This window comes from Bradyrhizobium sp. 179 (assembly GCF_023073535.1).
Lineage (GTDB): Bacteria > Pseudomonadota > Alphaproteobacteria > Rhizobiales > Xanthobacteraceae > Bradyrhizobium.
The window spans coordinates 1-17514 of sequence record NZ_JADPJR010000110.1; the positions used below are offsets into that span (position 1 = coordinate 1).

The window sequence follows — 17514 nt, forward strand, 5'->3', positions numbered from 1 at the left end:
CTCGCGCCGGCTCCGCAAGAACATTGAGATGTTGTTCGCGCACCTCAAGCGCATTCTCAAGCTCGACTGTTGCGTTTACGAGGTCCAAACGGCGCGCGTGACGAGTTCATCCTCGCAGCCACCGCCCAAAACCTTCGAAAGATGGCCAAGCTGATCCCGATGCCCAGGCCGAGGCTCGCATAGAGGCGGTTGAGCAGTTCGGCCAAGCCGCGACGGAGCTATTACAAGTAAATACTGCCGGCCTGTTTCAACAGAATCGGCCCTTAGCTGAACCATGCTGATCCTATGTTGATGTCGGCTATCGGCGGTAAACCGGACACCGGCGCCGCTCGCCTCTAGGACCGGATTGGCTTCAAAGCGAGCGTTGTTGGGTGATCGACGAACCATTGGCCGCGCGCACGGCATCGCCGTATCGGCCCGACATTGCGCCACCGAAGCCGCGCCCATCAGCACCACCACGGCCCGCAACATTGACCGCTGACGAGTTCGTGCAGCTCGCTGAGAAGGTGCCTCCACCGCCGCCGCCGCAATATCGGAGCAGGGTGTGCCCAGGCGAGTGGTCATCAAGTCAGGCTACCTTGCGAAGTTTCAGTAGGGCCGCAGCCCTTTCGCACTAAAAATGCAACCGCAACAAATGTGAATATATGCCCCGATGGGCCGTCGCATGACTGTCCGTTGATCGAACTGCGCCTGGACGATCATGACGTCGCGAAGGCCGCTTCGAGTGTATTGTCATCGTCGCCGTCGTCGCGACGGCGGTCTAATTTTAAATAGCGGGTGTCCCACGCAGGAGAGCGCCAGCTGGGGCCTCACGCTGTCAGCGATCCTTATCAGGTTTGTCGTTAGGGCTGCCGTCACCCCGCCGTTGCCTTTGCCATTGTTGCCGTGAGGGCCGGCCGGTCCGGCATCCGACGTGAGAGACGTGACAGCAGCAGCGTAATGGCCGGAGGCGTGACGGCGGCGAACTTGCCGCAGGTCTTCAGGAATTCGCGGCGATCGTTGTCGTCCCGTTCGGAGATTGCAATCTCCCAAAACTTCAGGTCACATTAACCTGCCGCCAATTAAATTGAATTAACTAGTAAATAGGTTCGATCACGAAATGTGACAAGAGGGAAGACACGGCCCCGGCTTCGGGGGCTGTCGCCGTCTTTCGTGGTGATCCGAGCAAGCCGGTGGCGCGCAAGGAATATCCAGTCATCTGATGAGCCAAGGAGGCATTATGCGTGATCAAGTGAGACAGGTGATTGAGACGCTGACCACTTTCAAAAGCATGATCAGAAACCAATCGCCGTGGTCCGAAGATTGCGAGGAAGAGTACCAAAAGGCTCAGCGATTTTTGCTTAACCTCGGCCTCGAACCGAATACGACGTCAAAAGATCATGATGGTGGTGCGAAGCGCGGTTAACATCATCTTCCAAGATCGGCCGCATTGATCGCGAGGCCGCTGGCTTGGCGACATTGCGCTCCTCTGGAAGCGTGCTGCCCCGCTTCGGCCTCAACCTCGTACCGGTCGACAGCTGACAATCGCGGAGTTCCGTTGGTATAGGCCAACACCGACATGTTGTTGGGTGCAAATCCGTCACCTATGAGACCCATCGCGGCACGAAAACCACACATACTATCGACACTCGTTCATTCGAGGCGTCCTCCGGTTAATCTTCCGAAGCAGCGTGAGCCTGTCTTATTAAAGGAATGGCGTTCTCGATGTCCGCGGTGCTGCCAAAATTGAGAAGAACACCGCCTTCATGGGTGGCATTGACTAGGAATTTCCATTGGGTTGCATCCTGCGCAATGTTCAGGGGACCGTCCAATTCGTCGAAGTCGAGCGCGAGCAGGAGGCTTATTCGATAACGGCGCGGGAGGACCTCAAGGAAAAAAGTTGGGTGCGTGATAGCTGATAGACTTCCGCTCTGCGAGTTCACCGTGTCGATTTCTAGGAGTTTCGCTCGCAGCACCTCAAATATCGACCTTGCCTCGTCGCTCATAGGAACCTTTTCGAAGCTCTGCTGCTCGGCTAGGCGCTGCTTCAAGTCAGGAAAGAAGTTACGAAACGCGTAGTAAAGCTCGCTCGATTTCTCCTGCTTTGTCGCTTTGCTCATCAAAGCAACGTAATCGCGGGCAAATGCGTCGAACGTCCACTCCGAGCCCCGGAACAAAGCCTCGATCTTGCTCCAATAGCTCTCATGTAGGGCGGTCCGCTGCTTTTCGGGCAGCCGCATCAGGATGAAATTCCGGATAAGGTCCGACTGGCTAAGATCAACTCCAGTCGAATTGAGAGTAAGCATCCGGCGTGGGCCACAGGCGGGTTAGTGGTCGCACAGCAGCGTCACCAGCTCGCTGATCACGCGGCTTGCGCAGCGATCGTTGGTCCTGGCGTCCAATTCCAGGGCAGAAGCTCGTCCAGCCGATGAGCTGGGTGGGCGGCGATGCGGGCAAGGATATCCGTGAGCCAGGCCTGCGGATCGACGCGATTCATTTTGGCCGTGACGATCAAGCTATACATGGAAGCTGCGCGCCGTCCGCCGCGATCGGAGCCGCAGAACAACCAGGATTTTCGTCCGAGAGCTATACCTCTTAATCCTCGCTCGGCGGCATTGTTCGAGAGACAGACGCGGCCGTCCTCCAGGAACAGCATGAAGCTCGCCCAGCGCTTCAGGATGTAGTTGAACGCCTTGGCCGGTCGTGCCCACGGGACAGTTTGGCGAGCTGCTGCCGCATATAGACCTGCAGGTCCTCCACCAGAGGCCGGCTCAGCGTCCGTCGCATCTCCAGACGCTCTTCGGGGCTCCTGCCATTGATGGAGCGCTCGATGTCGAACAGCGCATCGATCCGCCGCACGACCTCGACCGCGATGGGCGAGAGCGGGATCTCCTTCTTGCCGCTGGCCTTGCGGCGCGCATTCTCTTCGATATGGGCCATGGCGAAGAATGGGCGCCGCGCATGGACCCAACACGCCGCTTCCCGGATCGGTCCAGGGTGGCGTCCCGCCAGGTTGAGCTGGTTGTACCCGTCATACGCGTCGGCCTGCAGGATGCCGGCATATCGGGCCAGATGCGCCTGGGGATGCTCGCCCTTGCGATCACGCAAGTAGTAGAACATCGCCGCCGGCGGACCCGCACCGCTAAACGGCCGGTCGTCCCGGACGTAGATCCAGCATCGGCCGTATCGGTCTTGCCCTTGGCCAGCACTGGCACGGTCGTATCATCGGCATGAAGGCGCTCGGCCGCCATGACATGGGCTTCGACCAGGCGCCTGCTGGGATCAGATGCGCACTTGCCGCGCCAGATCCGCTCACCTGCTCGGCGGATCGCGACCGCCGTCTCTTTCATCGACACGTCGAGACCAATATATTCTTCCATGGCTGTTCTCCATTCGATGCTTGGGCCCGGCTCCAGTCGTGAGCCCGTATCTCCATCCTATCGGGGAACAGCCGCTCATTCAGGGGCGACTCGCTCCCGCGATTACCCCATGTGGACGGCTCCTCCACGGGCACGAGAGTGCCAAGGATTGGGCGCCTTTGAGGCTCCCACGATTTGGAGGAGCAGCCTATGCAGTCAATTTCGACGATCGGTCTGGATATCTCGAAGTCAGTCTTTTCAAGTGCATGGCGTCGATGCAGCCGGCCAGGTGGTGATCCGGCGCCAACTCAAGCGCCGTTTCATGCTGTCGTTTTTTGAGAGGTTGCCGCCGTGCCTGGTGGGGATCGAGGCTTGCGCGTCATCCCCACTATTGGTTCCACGAACTGCAGGCGTTGGGGCATACGGTGCGGTTGATGCCTCCGGTCCTTGCCAACCGGGAGCCGTCCACACATGGCCCTTTTGAGAAGTCCCGACCGCATAGGCTCGGACCTAAGGCGGACATGGCGTTTCGGTAGAGATTGACCTGCAGCCGACCTCGGCAAGGCTCCAGCTGAGGTCCGCCGCATACCCTCAGCGAACATCGGCCGCCTGAGGCCATCGGCGCACTGCTCACGAGCTTATCCCGATCAATTGCACTGCGTGGCCGTTAGCCGTAGGCTACCCAGTCATCCAGACTGGCGGGAAGCCATGGTTGTCGAGACGCGCTATGTGACCAGCGGCGAGATCTTCGTCGCGTACCAAATATCCGGACAGGACGGTCCGGATTTGCTCATGACGCCGGGCTTTGTATCGCATCTGGAGCTGTCGTGGGAGAATCCCAACGCCGCGCGCTTCCTTAACGAGCTCGGCTCGTTCTCCCGACTGATCCGATTCGACAAACGCGGCACGGGTCTCAGTGATCGTGGCGTCGGTGTTCCGCATCTCGATGAAAGGATCGACGATATCCGCGCCGTGCTCGACGCCGCGGGTTCTAAGAGGGCCTACTTGTTCGGTGTCTCGGAGGGCGGGCCGATGTCGATCCTGTTCGCGGCGACCTACCCTGAACGGGTCGCAGGTCTCATCCTGTTCGGCACGTATGCGCGCACGGTTGGCGCCTCCGTTCCGTTTGACGATTTTGCGGGATTGGAGCGCGATATCCGGTCCAACTGGGGTACCGGCAAAAGTCTGCCAAGTTTTTCCCCGTCGGCAGCCGCAATTCCCGGGGCCATGGAGCGCTTCGCCAAGTTCGAGCGCTCGGCGGCCAGCCCGTCTGATGTGATCAACCTGATGCGTATGAACCGCGAGATCGACGTAAGGGCCATCCTGCCGTCGATCCGTGTTCCTACGCTTGTCATGCACCGGCGCGACGACGTACGCATTCGCGCACTCGCCGGCCGCGAGCTTGGAGAGAGAATTCCTCAGGCGCGCTACATCGAACTACCGGGTAACGATCACCTCGCATGGTCTGGAGATCAGGACCGGCTTGTCGAGGAGATCAGACAATTCATGGGTGTTTCCGCTACTGCCGTCGACGTTGATCGCGTCCTCTCGACTGTGCTGTTCACCGATATCGTCAATTCGACAAGGAAAGCCTGGTTGGTGGGCGACCGGCAGTGGCGTTCAACTCTGGAAGCGCATCATGCGGCGGTGCGTTCGGAACTGGAGCGGCATCGCGGACGCGAAGTTAAAAGTACAGGCGACGGATTTCTGGCGCTGTTCGACGGCCCAGCGCGCGCTGTCCGCTGCGCCCAGCGGATTGTCAGCGCGGTGCGGCCGCTCGATCTCGAAGTGCGAACCGGCGTCCATACCGGTGAGGTTGAAATGATGGGCGACGATGTGGGCGGCATTGCTGTGCACATCGCAGCACGGGTAGCTCAGCATGCGAAAGCGAACGAAGTTCTGGCCTCGAGCACGGTAAAAGACCTCGTGGCAGGTGCAGGCCTCAAGTTCGTCGATCAGGGACCGGCCGAGCTTAAGGGTCTCGCCGAGCCCATGCGCCTATTCGCAGCCGTCACCTGAATAAGTTCCGGGCTCGCCGATTCCGCCTTAAAAATCTGAGATGCTATCGCCCGAATGACCACTTCTGGCCCCTTTGAGACCTCCCGACGGGCGCTGAAGATGTCCGCGCCAAACCGAAAGTTATCCTGGGAGGCGAAAGCGAGGCGATTGACCCAAGCGCCATCAGTATCAGCGCTCACACAACAGCTACCAACCGAAATGTCGGCAAGCTCCGTTTCAAGCTGGACGCCCGGACACTGAAAGTTTACGCGCAGCCAGCGAGTGCACCGGCCACTTTCAAAGCCTAGCGCAGGAGTCGCTGGTATGCCAATGTTATGCTAAATCCGCGGGAGGTTGGCATGCGAACGAACATAGTGGGAGCACTTTGCGCCCTCGCAATGGTCGCGAGCGCACACGCAGCGATCAGGGAAGAGCCGGTCACCTACACGGACGGCGAGACCACGATGAAGGGCTTCGTTGTCTACGACGACGCGACCCGGGCAAAGCGGCCCGGCATCGTCATGGTGCACGAATGGTGGGGCATCACTAAGCATATCCATAACGAGGCGCGGAAGTTCGCCGAGCAGGGCTACACAGCCTTCATTGCGGATATGTACGGCGACGGCAAGACCGCCGAGAACCCGAAGGACGCCGGCGCACTCTCGGGGGCGGTGATGAAGGACCCGAAGGCGATGGAGGCGCGCTTCGACGCCGCGCGGGAGCAACTCGTCAAGCAAGCCTCGGTCAATCCCCGGCGGATCGGCGCCGTTGGTTATTGCTTCGGCGGCGCGGTGGTGCTGAACATGGGACGCGCCGGCGCTGATCTCGCGGCGGTTGCGGGCTTTCACGCATCACTGGGTCTCAACACTCCTGCACCGGCGCCAGGAACGGTCAAAGCTAAAATCCTCATTCTGAACGGCGCAGACGACCCGTTCGTGAAGCGCGAGCAGTACGATGCACTCAAGAAGGATTTCGACGCTGCGAAAGCCGATTATCGGCTCATTGAGTATCCCGGCGCTGTGCACGCGTTCACGAACCCCGAAGCAACCGAACTCGGCAAGAAGTTCAATTTGCCGCTCAGATACGACGCCAAAGCCGATCAGGAAGCGAAGGCCGAAGCAGCCAAGTTCTTTGCCGCAAACCTTCAAGAATGAGCAAAAGGGTCACGCCGCCCGCAACCTGTTCGACTTGCTGATGCCGATTGTGATCATCGGTCCTGCCAACTCGACAGACTGAATCACTGCTACTTCTGAGATCGCAACCGCCGCCTTTTTCAACGGGATCGGCCACGAGCAGACGAGGCACCACTAGCGTACGAATGCGTCACAGCGTAAGCTGCCATGACCAGCCCTTCAGAGGCCGGGCGTAATTTTCGGGAGGATGCTAAGATGTGGCGTAACCGTGCCATAGCACTTTATTTTGCCGCGGTCATGCTGGTCAGTACGAGCTTTGGCACTGGGCACGCGAATCCCCTTATGATCGTCGGTCTCGACGAGAAGCTTCTGTGGGACGAAAGCGGCAAGCCCGTTCTGTCTGCACCCGGCAAGGATCAGGTTCTCATCGTTGATCTCGCCTCTCCTGAAACCCCCAAGATCATCGGTGCCCTGCCGCTGAAGAACTCAGTGGTCGGACCGCCCGTGAACGTTGCGATCGATCCCAGCGGAACGGTGGCGCTGGTCGCCGACTCGGTCGACGTGATTAAGGACGGCGACGCGCTGAAACAGGTGCTGGACAACAAGATTTACGTCGTCGACCTGCAGGCCAATCCGCCCAAGCTGGCTGCAACGCTCACTGGCGGGAAACAACCTTCCGGGCTCAGCTTCAGTCCAGATGGCAAGATGGCACTGGTCGCCAATCGCGGAGACAATTCGATCAGCGTCCTCTCCGTGAACGGCACTGACGTGAAGATCACGGACACCGTTGCGATGCCGGACAGTCCGTCGCACGTGACGTTCACCCCTGATGGCAAGCGAGCCCTGGTCGCCCGCTTCCCTGCTCACAAAGTCTCCATGCTGGACATCGCGGGCGATAAGGTGACGTACAACAAGATCGACCTGCCGGCCGGGCAGTGGCCCTACAATGTCGCGGCCGCACCCGGCGGGAAAATCGCCCTGACCTCGGATAACGGCAACGCAGGTGCTTCCGATGGAAGTGTGGATACCACGAGCGTCATCGATTTGGAGGCCAATCCGCCACGCATCATCGATCGCGTGGTGGTGGGCGACGGCCCCGAGGGGCTTGCAATCAGCCCCAAGGGCGACGTCGCGGTTGCGGTCATTCTGCGCGGTTCCAACATGAAGAACGCATACTTCTACGAAAAGAACGGTAGCATCTCGGTTCTCAAGATCGACGGCAAGAAAGTGAGCAAGACCGCAGACATCGAGGTCGGCGGCTTGCCCGAGGCTGCAATCTTCACGCCCGACGGCAAGTACCTTCTCATCGGCAACTATCTGACGCAGGACTTCTCGATTCTGAAGGTCGTTGGCAGTAACATCACGGACACAGGCAAGCGCTTCCAGGTGCCCGGACATCCCGCTTCGGCGAGGATGGGACCGTAAAAGCCTTCGTCCATCCGTCGAGGGCCCGCTCATCATGGGGCCTTCAGGTTTCGTTGGCGATATAATTAGCTGGTGAGCTGGGCAGTTTGCGGTCGACGCACGATCCGGCCCTCGGACGCGAACTCCCGGCCTGTCCCTGTGAACGGACTTCTAGCTACACCGCGTCAAAGGTGCGATGGGCCAAAAGCTGGCGTCTAATGGGTAGGTCATGGCATGTCCTGAGCCAATCCCCCGTCTGATCCGCCAGCCCTTTTGAAAATAGCAATCGGGACCACGAACGTCGGGAAAGGTGGCGCGTTTAGCCGAATGGGCCACCGCACTGGAGAAGAAGCATGCGAACCGTAACTCTCGCGATGATTGTAGTTGCCGGAAGCGCAATTGCCTTCCAAGCAACCGCGCAACAGCAAAAGGCCGCGCCTAGTGAGCAAACCAAAGACGAGATGCACACTGATGTAGACAAAGGGGTCAAGACGAGCGAGCCCAACGAGCAGATGCAGCGCGACGCAGATAAAGGGGCGAAGACACGCAATTCAGGCGCGTCCGGATACGTGGCCGACCAAGACAAGCCGGGTACCTCCGCGCATCCGCCGGGCCAACCGGGGAGTGAGCAGACGAGTGGTTCGGGCAGCCAGACCGGCACTTCGAAACAAAGCCGCTAGTAATCGCTTTGGCCCCACCTCGCGCTTACCTTGCGCGACTCGTAATAAGGAGCCAAGGGCAGCTTCGGGTCAATCGCGTCGGTCTTGCCCTCTGCCGGTCACTTCCGGTCTACCCTCCACAGCTGACATGTGGACGGAAGCTGGTATTCGTCGGTATGGGCCAACTCCGGACTCATGTGAAGGTGAGCCCCCTATTCGATCACCTCGTCGGCGCTGGCAAGCAGCGTCGGAGGTATGGTCAGGCCGAGTGCATTCGCGACCTTGAGGTTTACTGCCAGCTTCAGGCGCGTCGGCTGTTCGACGGGAAGATCAGCCGGCTTTGCGCCCTTCAAGATTTTATGGGCGTAGCCAGCCGTTTTGACGAGAGTTTCGGATACATCCTGCCCATATGACATCAGCAATCCAAAACGCACCTTTTCAGCCCATATCGATACTGCCGGCATTCGGTGCGCCAGCGCTGATGCTCCAACCCGGGGTCCCTCGTTCGCGAGCATCGACCCGGCCACGATCGCGCCATCGCATCCGTCGGCAGCAGCCGCTGAAAATGCCTCGTCAATTGCCTCCGGGGTTGCCACTTCGATCGGATGCAGGACAAGGCCCATGGCCTCAGCGGCTTTCGAGTGTGCTGAGACGTAGCGTTTTGAGGTGTTGGGGTCTAGCGACCGATTTGTGAGAAGCGCCACGCGGCTCAGACTTGGGACAGCTTCCTTCAAGAGGCTGAGACGTTTCCCGGAAAGATCGGTTGCCATAACAGATAACCCAGTCAGATTTCCGCCGGGGTGCGCCAGACTAGCAACAAGGCCAGCGCCGACCGGGTCTGGCACCACAGTGAAGACGATGGGGATGGTGTCGTGGTCTCCTTGAGCACAGCGGCTCTGGGTGGCGTTATAGCGATGATTACATCCGACTTGCTTTCGACCAGCTCTCTGGCAAGGGTGCGAAACCGCTCCAGCTGTTCGGCGGGAAAGCGATGCAAGAACACCACGTTCTTCGCTTCGAGGTAACCAAGATCATTAAATGCCTTGGTCACGATATCCAGTAGACTTTCTCTTCCTCGGCACTTCCCGCATGCCAAAGCACGCCAATTTTGGCCACTCTGCCGCTCGTCGTACCCTGCCCCCGCGGGGATAGTCTGCAAAGATTACCCTGCAGGATCCGGAGAAGCAGCCCATGACCATCACACCTTTGGCCTCGATCGGCATCGACGTCGGCAAGGAAGTCTTCCATGTCGTCGGTGTCGGCGCTGACGGCAAGATCGCTTTCCGTCGCAAGATCAAGAGACTGGCACTCCTTGAGGTCTTTAAACGACTGCCTCCCAGCATCGTCGGCATGGAGGCTTGTCTCAGCGCGCACTTCGTCAGCCGTGCTCTGCGCCAATTTGGCCATCAGCCAAGGATCATCCCTGCGATCTATGTGAAGCCGTTCGTGAACGGACAGAACAATGACTACAACGACGCCGAAGCTATTGCAGAGGCCGCCCTGCGGCCGCACCTGCGCGTCGTCCGAGAGAAGACACAGGACCAGCTCGAACTCCAGGCTCTGCAGGATTCGCTCCCGCCTGGTCTCGCGGCGAACGGCGACCATCAATCAGATCCGTGCCTTTCTGATCGAGCAAGGCATCGCAGTCAGGACTGGGGCGACGGCTCTGCGGAACTCGCTTGTGGCGATCTTGGAGAACCGACGGACGAGATATCGCCTATCTCAGGACCTCACACAGTTGGAATCGATTCAGCTTCGGAGCATGGCTGCAGAACGCAGCTCCACGGCTGCACCGCAACAAACTGGCAACGGCCCTGGCCAACAAGCTGGCGCGGATAGCATGGAGCATCTTGCGCAACGAGAAGACCTTCGACACACCCCATTACAAGTGATCGCAATCTGAATCCTACGCCGAGTTCGCGACAGAGAAAATGCATGGAACGGATCGATGAACGCATCCAGAGTCTGGTGACCCAAATGGTTGCTTGCCATCCCGTCCGCTAATAAGACCAACGATGCGTGCGTATTCCCATCAAGGCCACGGCCCGCGAGCCGATCAAACAGGCCGGATACATATCAGCGACTTTCCAAACCACGCACGATCTCTATCGCGAAACGCAGCCGGTCCATACAAATGGGTCACAATCCGAAGAACTCTGTCTGAGCACACCGAGTCCGCTCCGGCCCACTAAGCGGACCTCAATGAGAGGTTTCGCCACTTCGCCGATGGCCAATAGGCGACATCTCAGCCGGACATGAACGAGACCGCCAACTGTGGCGGCCCTCGGGAGGCTGGTCGTGATCGCTGTCAGTCGTTGCAACATGGCGGCTGACGCTTGAACTCGATGCTCTGAATGCGGTGCTTGGCCATGGGCTTTCGTCCTTCGAGAGCCCGGCATAGCCGCCAAATCTTAAATTCGCCCCTGTCCGGGCCAGGGCCCACACCAGATTGACACTTCGGAACTGGCGTGAACGCCGGAGCGGGGTCTGAAAAGCAACCCATGCGGGATCGTCACGACGTGCTGCCCGGGTGGGCTGGCACCGTGAAGTGGAAAGTCGCGCCATGGGGCGCATTGGACGTCACCCACAGGCGCCCAGCATGCGCTTCGATGATCGAGCGGCAGATCGACAGTCCCATCCCCAGACCGCCAGGCTTCGTCGTGTAGAAGGGGTCGAAGATGTGCTTGAGAGCGTCCGGGGCCAATCCTGGTCCCGAATCCTTCACCGCGACAATAATGCCGTCAGATTCGGCCCGAGCGGTCGTAATGAGCACGCTTCGCGATCCCCTCGCGACCGTGCCCATGGCTTGGATGGCATTGACCATCAGGTTCAGGATCACTTGCTGCAATTGGACGCGATCACCTTCGACGAGTGGCAAACCGTCTCCGAGTTCCGTCTGCATCGCGACGTCGTTCTTCACTGCTTCGCTGCGGGCGAGATCGATCACGTCTCGGATGGCCTCGTTGATATCCAGGCGATCCTTCAGCGGCGGTGCTTTTTTGATGAGATCACGTATCCGCCCGATGATGTCGCGGGCTCGATCAGTATCGTTCACAACATAACCGAGCATGTCCCTGGCTCTCCCGACAGCCGGCGGGTTTCTGTCCAAGAAATGCAGGGCGGCATCGGCATTCATCGATGCGCCAGCGATCGGCTGGCTTACTTCATGGGCGATCGAGGCCGTGAGCTCACCCATGGTGGCGAGGCGGTTCGCATGCGCCAATTCCCTTTGCACCTCCCGCAAGGTCTCTTCGGCCCGTTTGCGCTCGGTGGTGTCCCGTCCGACGCCGCGGTAACCGATGAAGCGCCCTGCATTGTCGAGGACCGGCAGTCCCGAGATGGACACGTAGCGTTTGCCGCCGTCAGGCGTAGGCCGCGCGAGCTCGAAATCACGGAACGGCAGGTGGGCATCGAGCGTCTCCCGGTGCTTGCGCCAGGCCTCCGCGTCAGGCTCCAAATAGGGCACTTCCCACCACGTCTTCCCAATTTCAGAGCCAGGCGCCGGCGCGTCGGCAAGACGTTCGCCGAACTCCTGGCGGGTGAAGCGATGCTGCGCATCGGATTCCCAGTACACGTCGAAGGAGAATTGTACAAGGGTACGAAAGCGCTCCTCGCTCTGCCGCAGTGCCTCTTCCGACCGCTTGCGCTCCGTCAGGTCGACGACAAAAGACACGCCGTAATCTCGTCGCTCGTCGAATGCAGCCATGCCGATCAACACGGGCACGCGGCTGCCGTCCTTGCGGAAATATTCCTTCTCGAACGGCTGCACGCTCCCCATCATCTTTAGCTCCGGGATCCACAATCGCATGTGGCGGTCGAGCCACTCCGGCGGTGTAAGGTCAGTCCAGCGTAGGCCCGAAATGAGATCCTCGCGATCGTATCCTACGATGCGGAGAAACGCATCATTCGCCTCCAGAATCCGACCTCCAAGCTCCCAGATGATAATCCCGATAATGTTGGCCTCGACCAGGCGCCGAATCCTAGCCTCGCGTTCTGCCAGATCCTGGTACAAGTGAGCATTCTCCAGCGCGATTGCCGCCTGCGAGGCGAGCAGCTTTAGCATCGCGATCCGACCTGGCGCGAAGACATGCGCAGCCAGATTGTTTTCGAGGTACAGCACGCCGATGAAATTGGCATGAGCGATCACAGGCAGGCCGAGAACAGAGCGCGCTTGGCGCTGAATGATGTAGGGATCCGCTGAAAACGGTTTCTGGGCTGCGGCATCGTCGAGAATGATGCTTTCCCGCGTACGCAAGATGTAGTGGAGGATCGCCTCCGGCAGGAGCGCTGCAGTCACGGGCTCGTCGCGCAGCTGCACGACGACCGTGTCACCGTCGGTGGTCGCTTCGGCGGCAATTCGCAACTCGGCCCCGTGCGACAGAACCAACAGGCCGCGCTCGGCGCCCGCGTGCTCGATAGCGGTGCGCATGACGGTGATGAGCAGCTTCTCCCGGACGATTGCGCCCGAGACCGCTTGCGACAACTTGATGACGGTGGCGAGGTCGAGCTGCTCCACGGGGGTCCCGATCGTGCTCGTCGGGGCGGGCGCCGCTGTTTCCTCTGCCAGGTGGGCATAGACGCGGTCGAGTTGCCGCACCTTGCCATCAGCCCCCCACCGCAAATAAGCACGCCGCGCGTCGGCCAAGTACGCACGAGCGATTCTCTCAAACCCGCGCGCCGCGTAGAAGCGTGCGGCGAGTTCGTTGGCAAGCGCGTCGTTTTGAACAAAGCCATTGGCGCGGGCCGAGCGGATAGCGTGTTCATAGAGGCGCTCGGCATCGAGCTCTCGCCCCTCCAAGCGGGCGACCTCCGCCTCGACAAGCGCAGCGCGATTCTCGAAATTCTCCGGACAATGCTTTGCCCAGATTTGGATCTGTCGCCGGTGTGCCGCCAGTGCCGCGAGGTACTCCCGGTGCTGGGCAGGCGCGGCGGAGGCGCAGGCCATCGCGAGAGACAATGCACCATAGAATTCGTATTCGGCAGTTTCGAGCTGCGATATAGACGTCCACAGCAGCCGCTGCGCCCTTTGTGACGCCTCAATGGCGGCCGCGTAGTCGCCTGCAAGTAAGCGCGCCTGCTGCTTTCGGATCCAATACCAGCAGTCCGCTCGCATGAGGTTGGCATTCTCGGCGAACCGGCGCTCCGTCTGAAGCTCGTCAAACTGCTCATCGTCGAAGGAGCCGAATTTCGACGTCAGCCCCCGCAGGGTCCGGATGAGCTGCAGTTGGCTGACAACAACGTCAACGACCAGCCCGAACTGTGCCGTTTTCGCAAACGCGAGGCCACTCTCGACTTCGCGTTGCACCTCGGCGAGCGGGTCACCAGCCGCGAGCAGATTCGAATTCAGATTGACGCGGGCGTACGCGGCGAACGTGAGGTCGCCGGTTTGGTTTGCGACGTCGAAAGCCCGAAGCAGCGAATCACGAGCATTTCGGACATGTCGCGTCCATGGCGCGAGGTGCGCTCCGAAGAGCATGTAGGTCTGCGCATGAAATCGCGTCAATCCGCGCCGTTCGACCAATTCATATCCAAGCAGACCAAATCGAAATCCCGCCTCGTAGTCGCCGAAGCGAGGGCCGGCAATCATCCCAAGCCTCATATAGGCAACGCACGAGGCATCGCAGTTTCCTTGCTCAAGGCTGAGATTAACCGCTCGACAAACGGTCAAGGAAAAGAGGTTCAAATCCGTGAATAGTGCAGGCGGCAGCAGCCTGGCCAGCACGCCCAGAGTCGCGAGAGACACCGGATCACTCATTAAAGGCAGATCGATCAGAGCTTCGATACGGCGCCCGCCAAGTTGGGACCGGACGCGGTCGTATTCACCTCGCGCCTCCTCCTCCGTGGGATGGGGTGGCCAGTCGATGGTCAGGTGGCGGAGGTAATCGAGAGCAACAGCAATTGCATCGCTACTTCGATCGAGCCTCGTGTACAGGTCGATGCGCAGGCATGAGACCGTGGCTAACTCGACCGGGCCGGCCGCACGGGCTGAGAGAGCCATGAGGCGTCGCTCCGCTTCCGCCAGCGCACCGGTCAGAAACTCGCATTCTGCCCGGTTGATCTCCAGCGAGAAGGCAAGTTCATGCCTGCTCTCCCAGCAATCCTCCGGCAACAGGGCCGCGCCGGCTTTGATGTAAGTCAGTGCCGAGTCATAGGCGGTAGACGCTTTGGCGCGCTTGGCTGCGAGCAGGTTGAGCTCGGTCAGCTTTGCTTGTTCGTCTCGCGAGGTGATCAACGCAACGCCGCGGTTGAGCTGATTGACAATGTCGAAGATCACGTCCCCGTGCTGCTCTGTGGGAGTATTCGCCGCGAGCAGCCGGCCGATGGCCAGATGGGCTTCCGCACGCTCGGCTTCCGGTTTGCTTGAATAGGCGGCTTCCTGCACGCGGTCGTGGGTGAATCTGTAGTAGCCTTGCCGTCGCTCGACCAGCTCCTCGTGCGCGGCTTCCCACAGCGCTGCGTCGACTTCAGCCGCCGATCGTCCCAGAACAAGGGCCAACAGCGTGATCGTGGCGGTGTTACCGAGACAGGCGAGCTGCTGCAACGCTGCCTGCGTGTTGGCCGGAAGGCGCGCGAGTTTGCCGACCATGAGGTCCACCACATTGTCGGTATAGCCCTTGGCGCGAATGAGATCGAGATCCCACGTCCAGCACGACGACGTATGATCGAACGCAAGCAAACGCTCCTCGACGAGCTCGTAGAGAAACTGGATGGCGAAGAACGGATTGCCGCCCGCTTTCTCCTGCACTAACTGCACCAGGGACGCGGCATAACTCGGCTCGCAACGCAACGAGTCGGCGATCAGCTGCCCGACATGCTCGGTGGCAAGCGGCGGCAGCGCGATCTCCTCAACGATGCCGCTGCGGTTCTTGATGGCGGCGATCTTGCGCCGCAGAGGATGCGCGGCGTCGACCTCGTTATCGCGGTAAGCGCCGATCATCAGCAGATGGCTCACATCCGCCTGAGTCAGCAGATCCTCGAGCAGGTCCAGCGTCGCTGAGTCGAGCCATTGCAGGTCGTCGAGGAATAGCGCCAGCGGATGCTCCGGTCGCGCGAACACGCCGATGAACTGCCGCACCACTTGGTGGAAGCGCCTTTGCGCATCCTGCAGAGCCAGGTCGGGTACCCGCGGCGGCTCGCCGATGATGAGCCTCAGCTCGGGGACGAGGTCCACCAATAGCCCGCCGTTCGGGCCTAACGCCTTATGCAGGGCATCGCGCCAGGGCGCCAGCTCGATCTCGCTCTTCGCCAGAAGGCCCCGGAGCAGGCTGCGGAACGCCTGCGCCAGTGTGGCATAGGGAATGTCGCGCTTGTATTGGTCGAATTTACCGTCGGCGAACAGGCCGCGCGAGGGCACCAGCACCTTGTGCAGCTCGTTGACGACAGCTGACTTGCCGATGCCGGAGTATCCCGAGACCAACACCAGCTCAGGCGTGCCGCTCTGGACGATGCGGTCGAAGGCCGCGAGCAAGACTTCGATGTCTCGCGCGCGCCCATAGAGCGTCTCTGGGATGAGCAGCCGGTCGGGGATGTCGCGCTCGCCCAGGGGAAAGTCCTCGATTCCCTGCCGAGCCTCCCAGGCGGCGAGGCAGCGCCGGAGATCGCTCTCCAGACCGGCCGCGGTCTGATAGCGCTCCTCGGCGGTCTTGGCGAGCAGCTTCATGATGATGGTCGAAAGGAAATTGGGCACTTGCTTCCGACGCTCGGCGGGCGGCACAGGCCTCCTGGCGATATGGCAGTGCACCCATTCCATCGGATCGGCTGCGGTAAACGGGGGCGCGCCGGCGAGCATCTGATAGAAGGTGACGCCCAGCGCGTATAGATCAGTGCGCGCGTCGATCGAGCGGTTCATTCGTCCGGTCTGCTCGGGTGCCATATAGGCGAGGGTGCCGGCGATGGTTTCAGGCGGTTCGGGTGATTGGCGCTCTCGCGGGAGTCGCGAGGCAATGCCGAAACCCGTGAGTCTGACTTTGCCGGTCGCGCGATTCACGATGATGTTGTGCGGCTTGATGTCTTTGTGCACGAGCCTACGCTGATGGACCTTGCCAAGAGCCGCCGTGATGTGGACGGCGAGATGCAAGAATGTTCCCACTTGCATGGGCGCTTGGAGCTGGCGCTCCAGTGGCTCGCCGCCGGGATCCTCGAGCAGCAGCACGGGGCGGCCGCCCTCACTGACAAGTTCGAGCGGCCGCAAGGCCCACGCGCTGTCGAGTTCGTCCTTTAGTGCATATTCGTGAGCCAAGCGATCCCGGCTCGTTGATGGGGCGTGCTCGGCGGGAAGCACGGCCAGGACAGTTTTGCGGCGACCATCGGAGCCCTGGCGCGATGCCCGGCAAAAGATGCGGTCGTCGTCCTCCCATAACACCTGGAAGTCGCTGTCCATGCGCGCCGAACCGAAAGACTGGGTTCAACTGCTGGCCTCTACGGCACCCGATGTCGGGTGGCGAGATACCTGTTGAGCTCGTTGGATAAAGACGAGCTTGCCACAGATCGAGCAGCGTGGCCAGCCGAGCTAAGCTCGACTACCGACGGAGCGGTCCTGAATTCTGGCTGCCGATCACGTGCGGCGTGGTCCTACCGCCCGGAATGAACGCGATCGATCCCGATCGCGGCGTCGGCCGTGTTTCCCATCCGCTTCACGCAGATTGCCTGCCCGCGTTAGATCGGAACAACAGCGATTTCATTGGCGCCGGGCGATTCTAAGTCCTTGCGTCTACTAGTACCGCCACCTCCGCGACCTTAATTTGATAACTTTTTTGCTCTGTAGCTGCAATTGTACTCCGCGCAAGATATGTCCATCGACTACGCGAGTCCGGCAGAATCCAGCGTCTGATGCCATGACGGAGGTCCGGTGTGTGTCAAACTGCGAAGAACTCAGGTTGAGCAAATCAGGCCCGCTCTAATGTAATGACCGGACTTTCGTCCGCCGATGCTCAATTTCGCAGAAGGGCCACCAGCGAGTTGTTGATTCCCAACTCACGCGTT

At 60.3% G+C, this 17514-nt stretch carries 9 protein-coding genes and 5 pseudogenes; 8 read left to right on the forward strand and 6 right to left on the reverse strand.

Annotation, left to right across the window (positions count from 1 at the left end):
• Both IVB12_RS26200 and IVB12_RS26205 read left to right on the forward strand, forming a co-directional pair.
• Nucleotides 1–183, forward strand: a pseudogene (locus IVB12_RS26200) (transposase); the annotation flags it as partial.
• Between the two features lie 1036 nt (nucleotides 184–1219).
• Nucleotides 1220–1405 carry a hypothetical protein gene (locus tag IVB12_RS26205; RefSeq protein WP_247303401.1) on the forward strand — a complete coding sequence of 62 codons (186 nt, stop codon included), beginning with the start codon at nucleotides 1220–1222 and terminating at the stop codon, nucleotides 1403–1405.
• A 247-nt stretch (nucleotides 1406–1652) separates the two neighbouring features.
• Here the strand turns inward: IVB12_RS26205 and IVB12_RS26210 are convergent, their stop codons facing one another.
• The 3 genes and pseudogenes from IVB12_RS26210 to IVB12_RS26220 all read right to left on the reverse strand — a co-directional run.
• A complete protein-coding gene (locus IVB12_RS26210; protein WP_247303403.1) occupies nucleotides 1653–2219 on the reverse strand; it encodes a hypothetical protein in 567 nt (188 codons plus the stop codon).
• A gap of 122 nt (nucleotides 2220–2341) precedes the next feature.
• Nucleotides 2342–3251, reverse strand: a pseudogene (locus IVB12_RS26215) (IS66 family transposase); the annotation flags it as partial.
• A 3-nt stretch (nucleotides 3252–3254) separates the two neighbouring features.
• A pseudogene (locus IVB12_RS26220) lies at nucleotides 3255–3359 on the reverse strand (IS110 family transposase); the annotation flags it as partial.
• 189 nt (nucleotides 3360–3548) lie between these two features.
• On the opposite strand from IVB12_RS26220, the pseudogene IVB12_RS26225 reads away from it, so the two are divergent.
• The 5 genes and pseudogenes from IVB12_RS26225 to IVB12_RS26245 form a co-directional block, all read left to right on the forward strand.
• A pseudogene (locus IVB12_RS26225) lies at nucleotides 3549–3781 on the forward strand (IS110 family transposase); the annotation flags it as partial.
• 265 nt (nucleotides 3782–4046) lie between these two features.
• A complete protein-coding gene (locus IVB12_RS26230; protein WP_247303405.1) occupies nucleotides 4047–5357 on the forward strand; it encodes an adenylate/guanylate cyclase domain-containing protein in 1311 nt (436 codons plus the stop codon).
• A 443-nt stretch (nucleotides 5358–5800) separates the two neighbouring features.
• Nucleotides 5801–6490 carry a dienelactone hydrolase family protein gene (locus tag IVB12_RS26235; protein ID WP_247303406.1) on the forward strand — a complete coding sequence of 230 codons (690 nt, stop codon included), beginning with the start codon at nucleotides 5801–5803 and terminating at the stop codon, nucleotides 6488–6490.
• A 234-nt stretch (nucleotides 6491–6724) separates the two neighbouring features.
• Entirely contained in the window at nucleotides 6725–7894 is a 1170-nt protein-coding gene (locus tag IVB12_RS26240; protein ID WP_247303408.1) for a beta-propeller fold lactonase family protein, read from the forward strand.
• Nucleotides 7895–8226: 332 nt separating this feature from the next.
• Nucleotides 8227–8553, forward strand: a complete 327-nt coding sequence (locus IVB12_RS26245) for a hypothetical protein (protein ID WP_247303410.1) — start codon at nucleotides 8227–8229, stop codon at nucleotides 8551–8553.
• 191 nt (nucleotides 8554–8744) lie between these two features.
• Here the strand turns inward: IVB12_RS26245 and IVB12_RS26250 are convergent, their stop codons facing one another.
• Both IVB12_RS26250 and IVB12_RS26255 read right to left on the reverse strand, forming a co-directional pair.
• Complete coding sequence (locus tag IVB12_RS26250; protein ID WP_346658523.1) at nucleotides 8745–9380, reverse strand: ABC transporter substrate-binding protein; 636 nt, start codon at nucleotides 9378–9380, stop codon at nucleotides 8745–8747.
• The gene (locus IVB12_RS26255) at nucleotides 9317–9583 is read right to left on the reverse strand and encodes a hypothetical protein (protein WP_247303414.1); all 267 of its coding nucleotides are present in this window, start codon (nucleotides 9581–9583) and stop codon (nucleotides 9317–9319) included. The genes IVB12_RS26250 and IVB12_RS26255 overlap by 64 nt, the downstream gene beginning before the upstream one ends.
• A gap of 140 nt (nucleotides 9584–9723) precedes the next feature.
• Here IVB12_RS26255 and IVB12_RS26260 point away from each other — a divergent pair.
• Nucleotides 9724–10424: pseudogene (locus IVB12_RS26260) on the forward strand (IS110 family transposase).
• Between the two features lie 620 nt (nucleotides 10425–11044).
• On the opposite strand, the gene IVB12_RS26265 reads toward IVB12_RS26260, so the two are convergent.
• Nucleotides 11045–16912, reverse strand: a complete 5868-nt coding sequence (locus tag IVB12_RS26265) for an AAA family ATPase (protein ID WP_247303415.1) — start codon at nucleotides 16910–16912, stop codon at nucleotides 11045–11047.
• Nucleotides 16913–17514: the final 602 nt, after the last annotated feature.

Bases quoted from the DNA above. Each gene is read 5' to 3' on its own strand.
- IVB12_RS26205 (WP_247303401.1), top strand. From the start codon at position 1,220: ATGCGTGATCAAGTGAGACAGGTGATTGAGACGCTGACCACTTTCAAA.
- IVB12_RS26230 (WP_247303405.1), top strand. From the start codon at position 4,047: ATGGTTGTCGAGACGCGCTATGTGACCAGCGGCGAGATCTTCGTCGCG.
- IVB12_RS26235 (WP_247303406.1), top strand. From the start codon at position 5,801: ATGAAGGGCTTCGTTGTCTACGACGACGCGACCCGGGCAAAGCGGCCC.
- IVB12_RS26245 (WP_247303410.1), top strand. From the start codon at position 8,227: ATGCGAACCGTAACTCTCGCGATGATTGTAGTTGCCGGAAGCGCAATT.
- IVB12_RS26265 (WP_247303415.1), bottom strand. From the start codon at position 16,912: ATGGACAGCGACTTCCAGGTGTTATGGGAGGACGACGACCGCATCTTT.
- IVB12_RS26210 (WP_247303403.1), bottom strand. From the start codon at position 2,219: ATGCGGCTGCCCGAAAAGCAGCGGACCGCCCTACATGAGAGCTATTGG.
- IVB12_RS26240 (WP_247303408.1), top strand. From the start codon at position 6,725: ATGTGGCGTAACCGTGCCATAGCACTTTATTTTGCCGCGGTCATGCTG.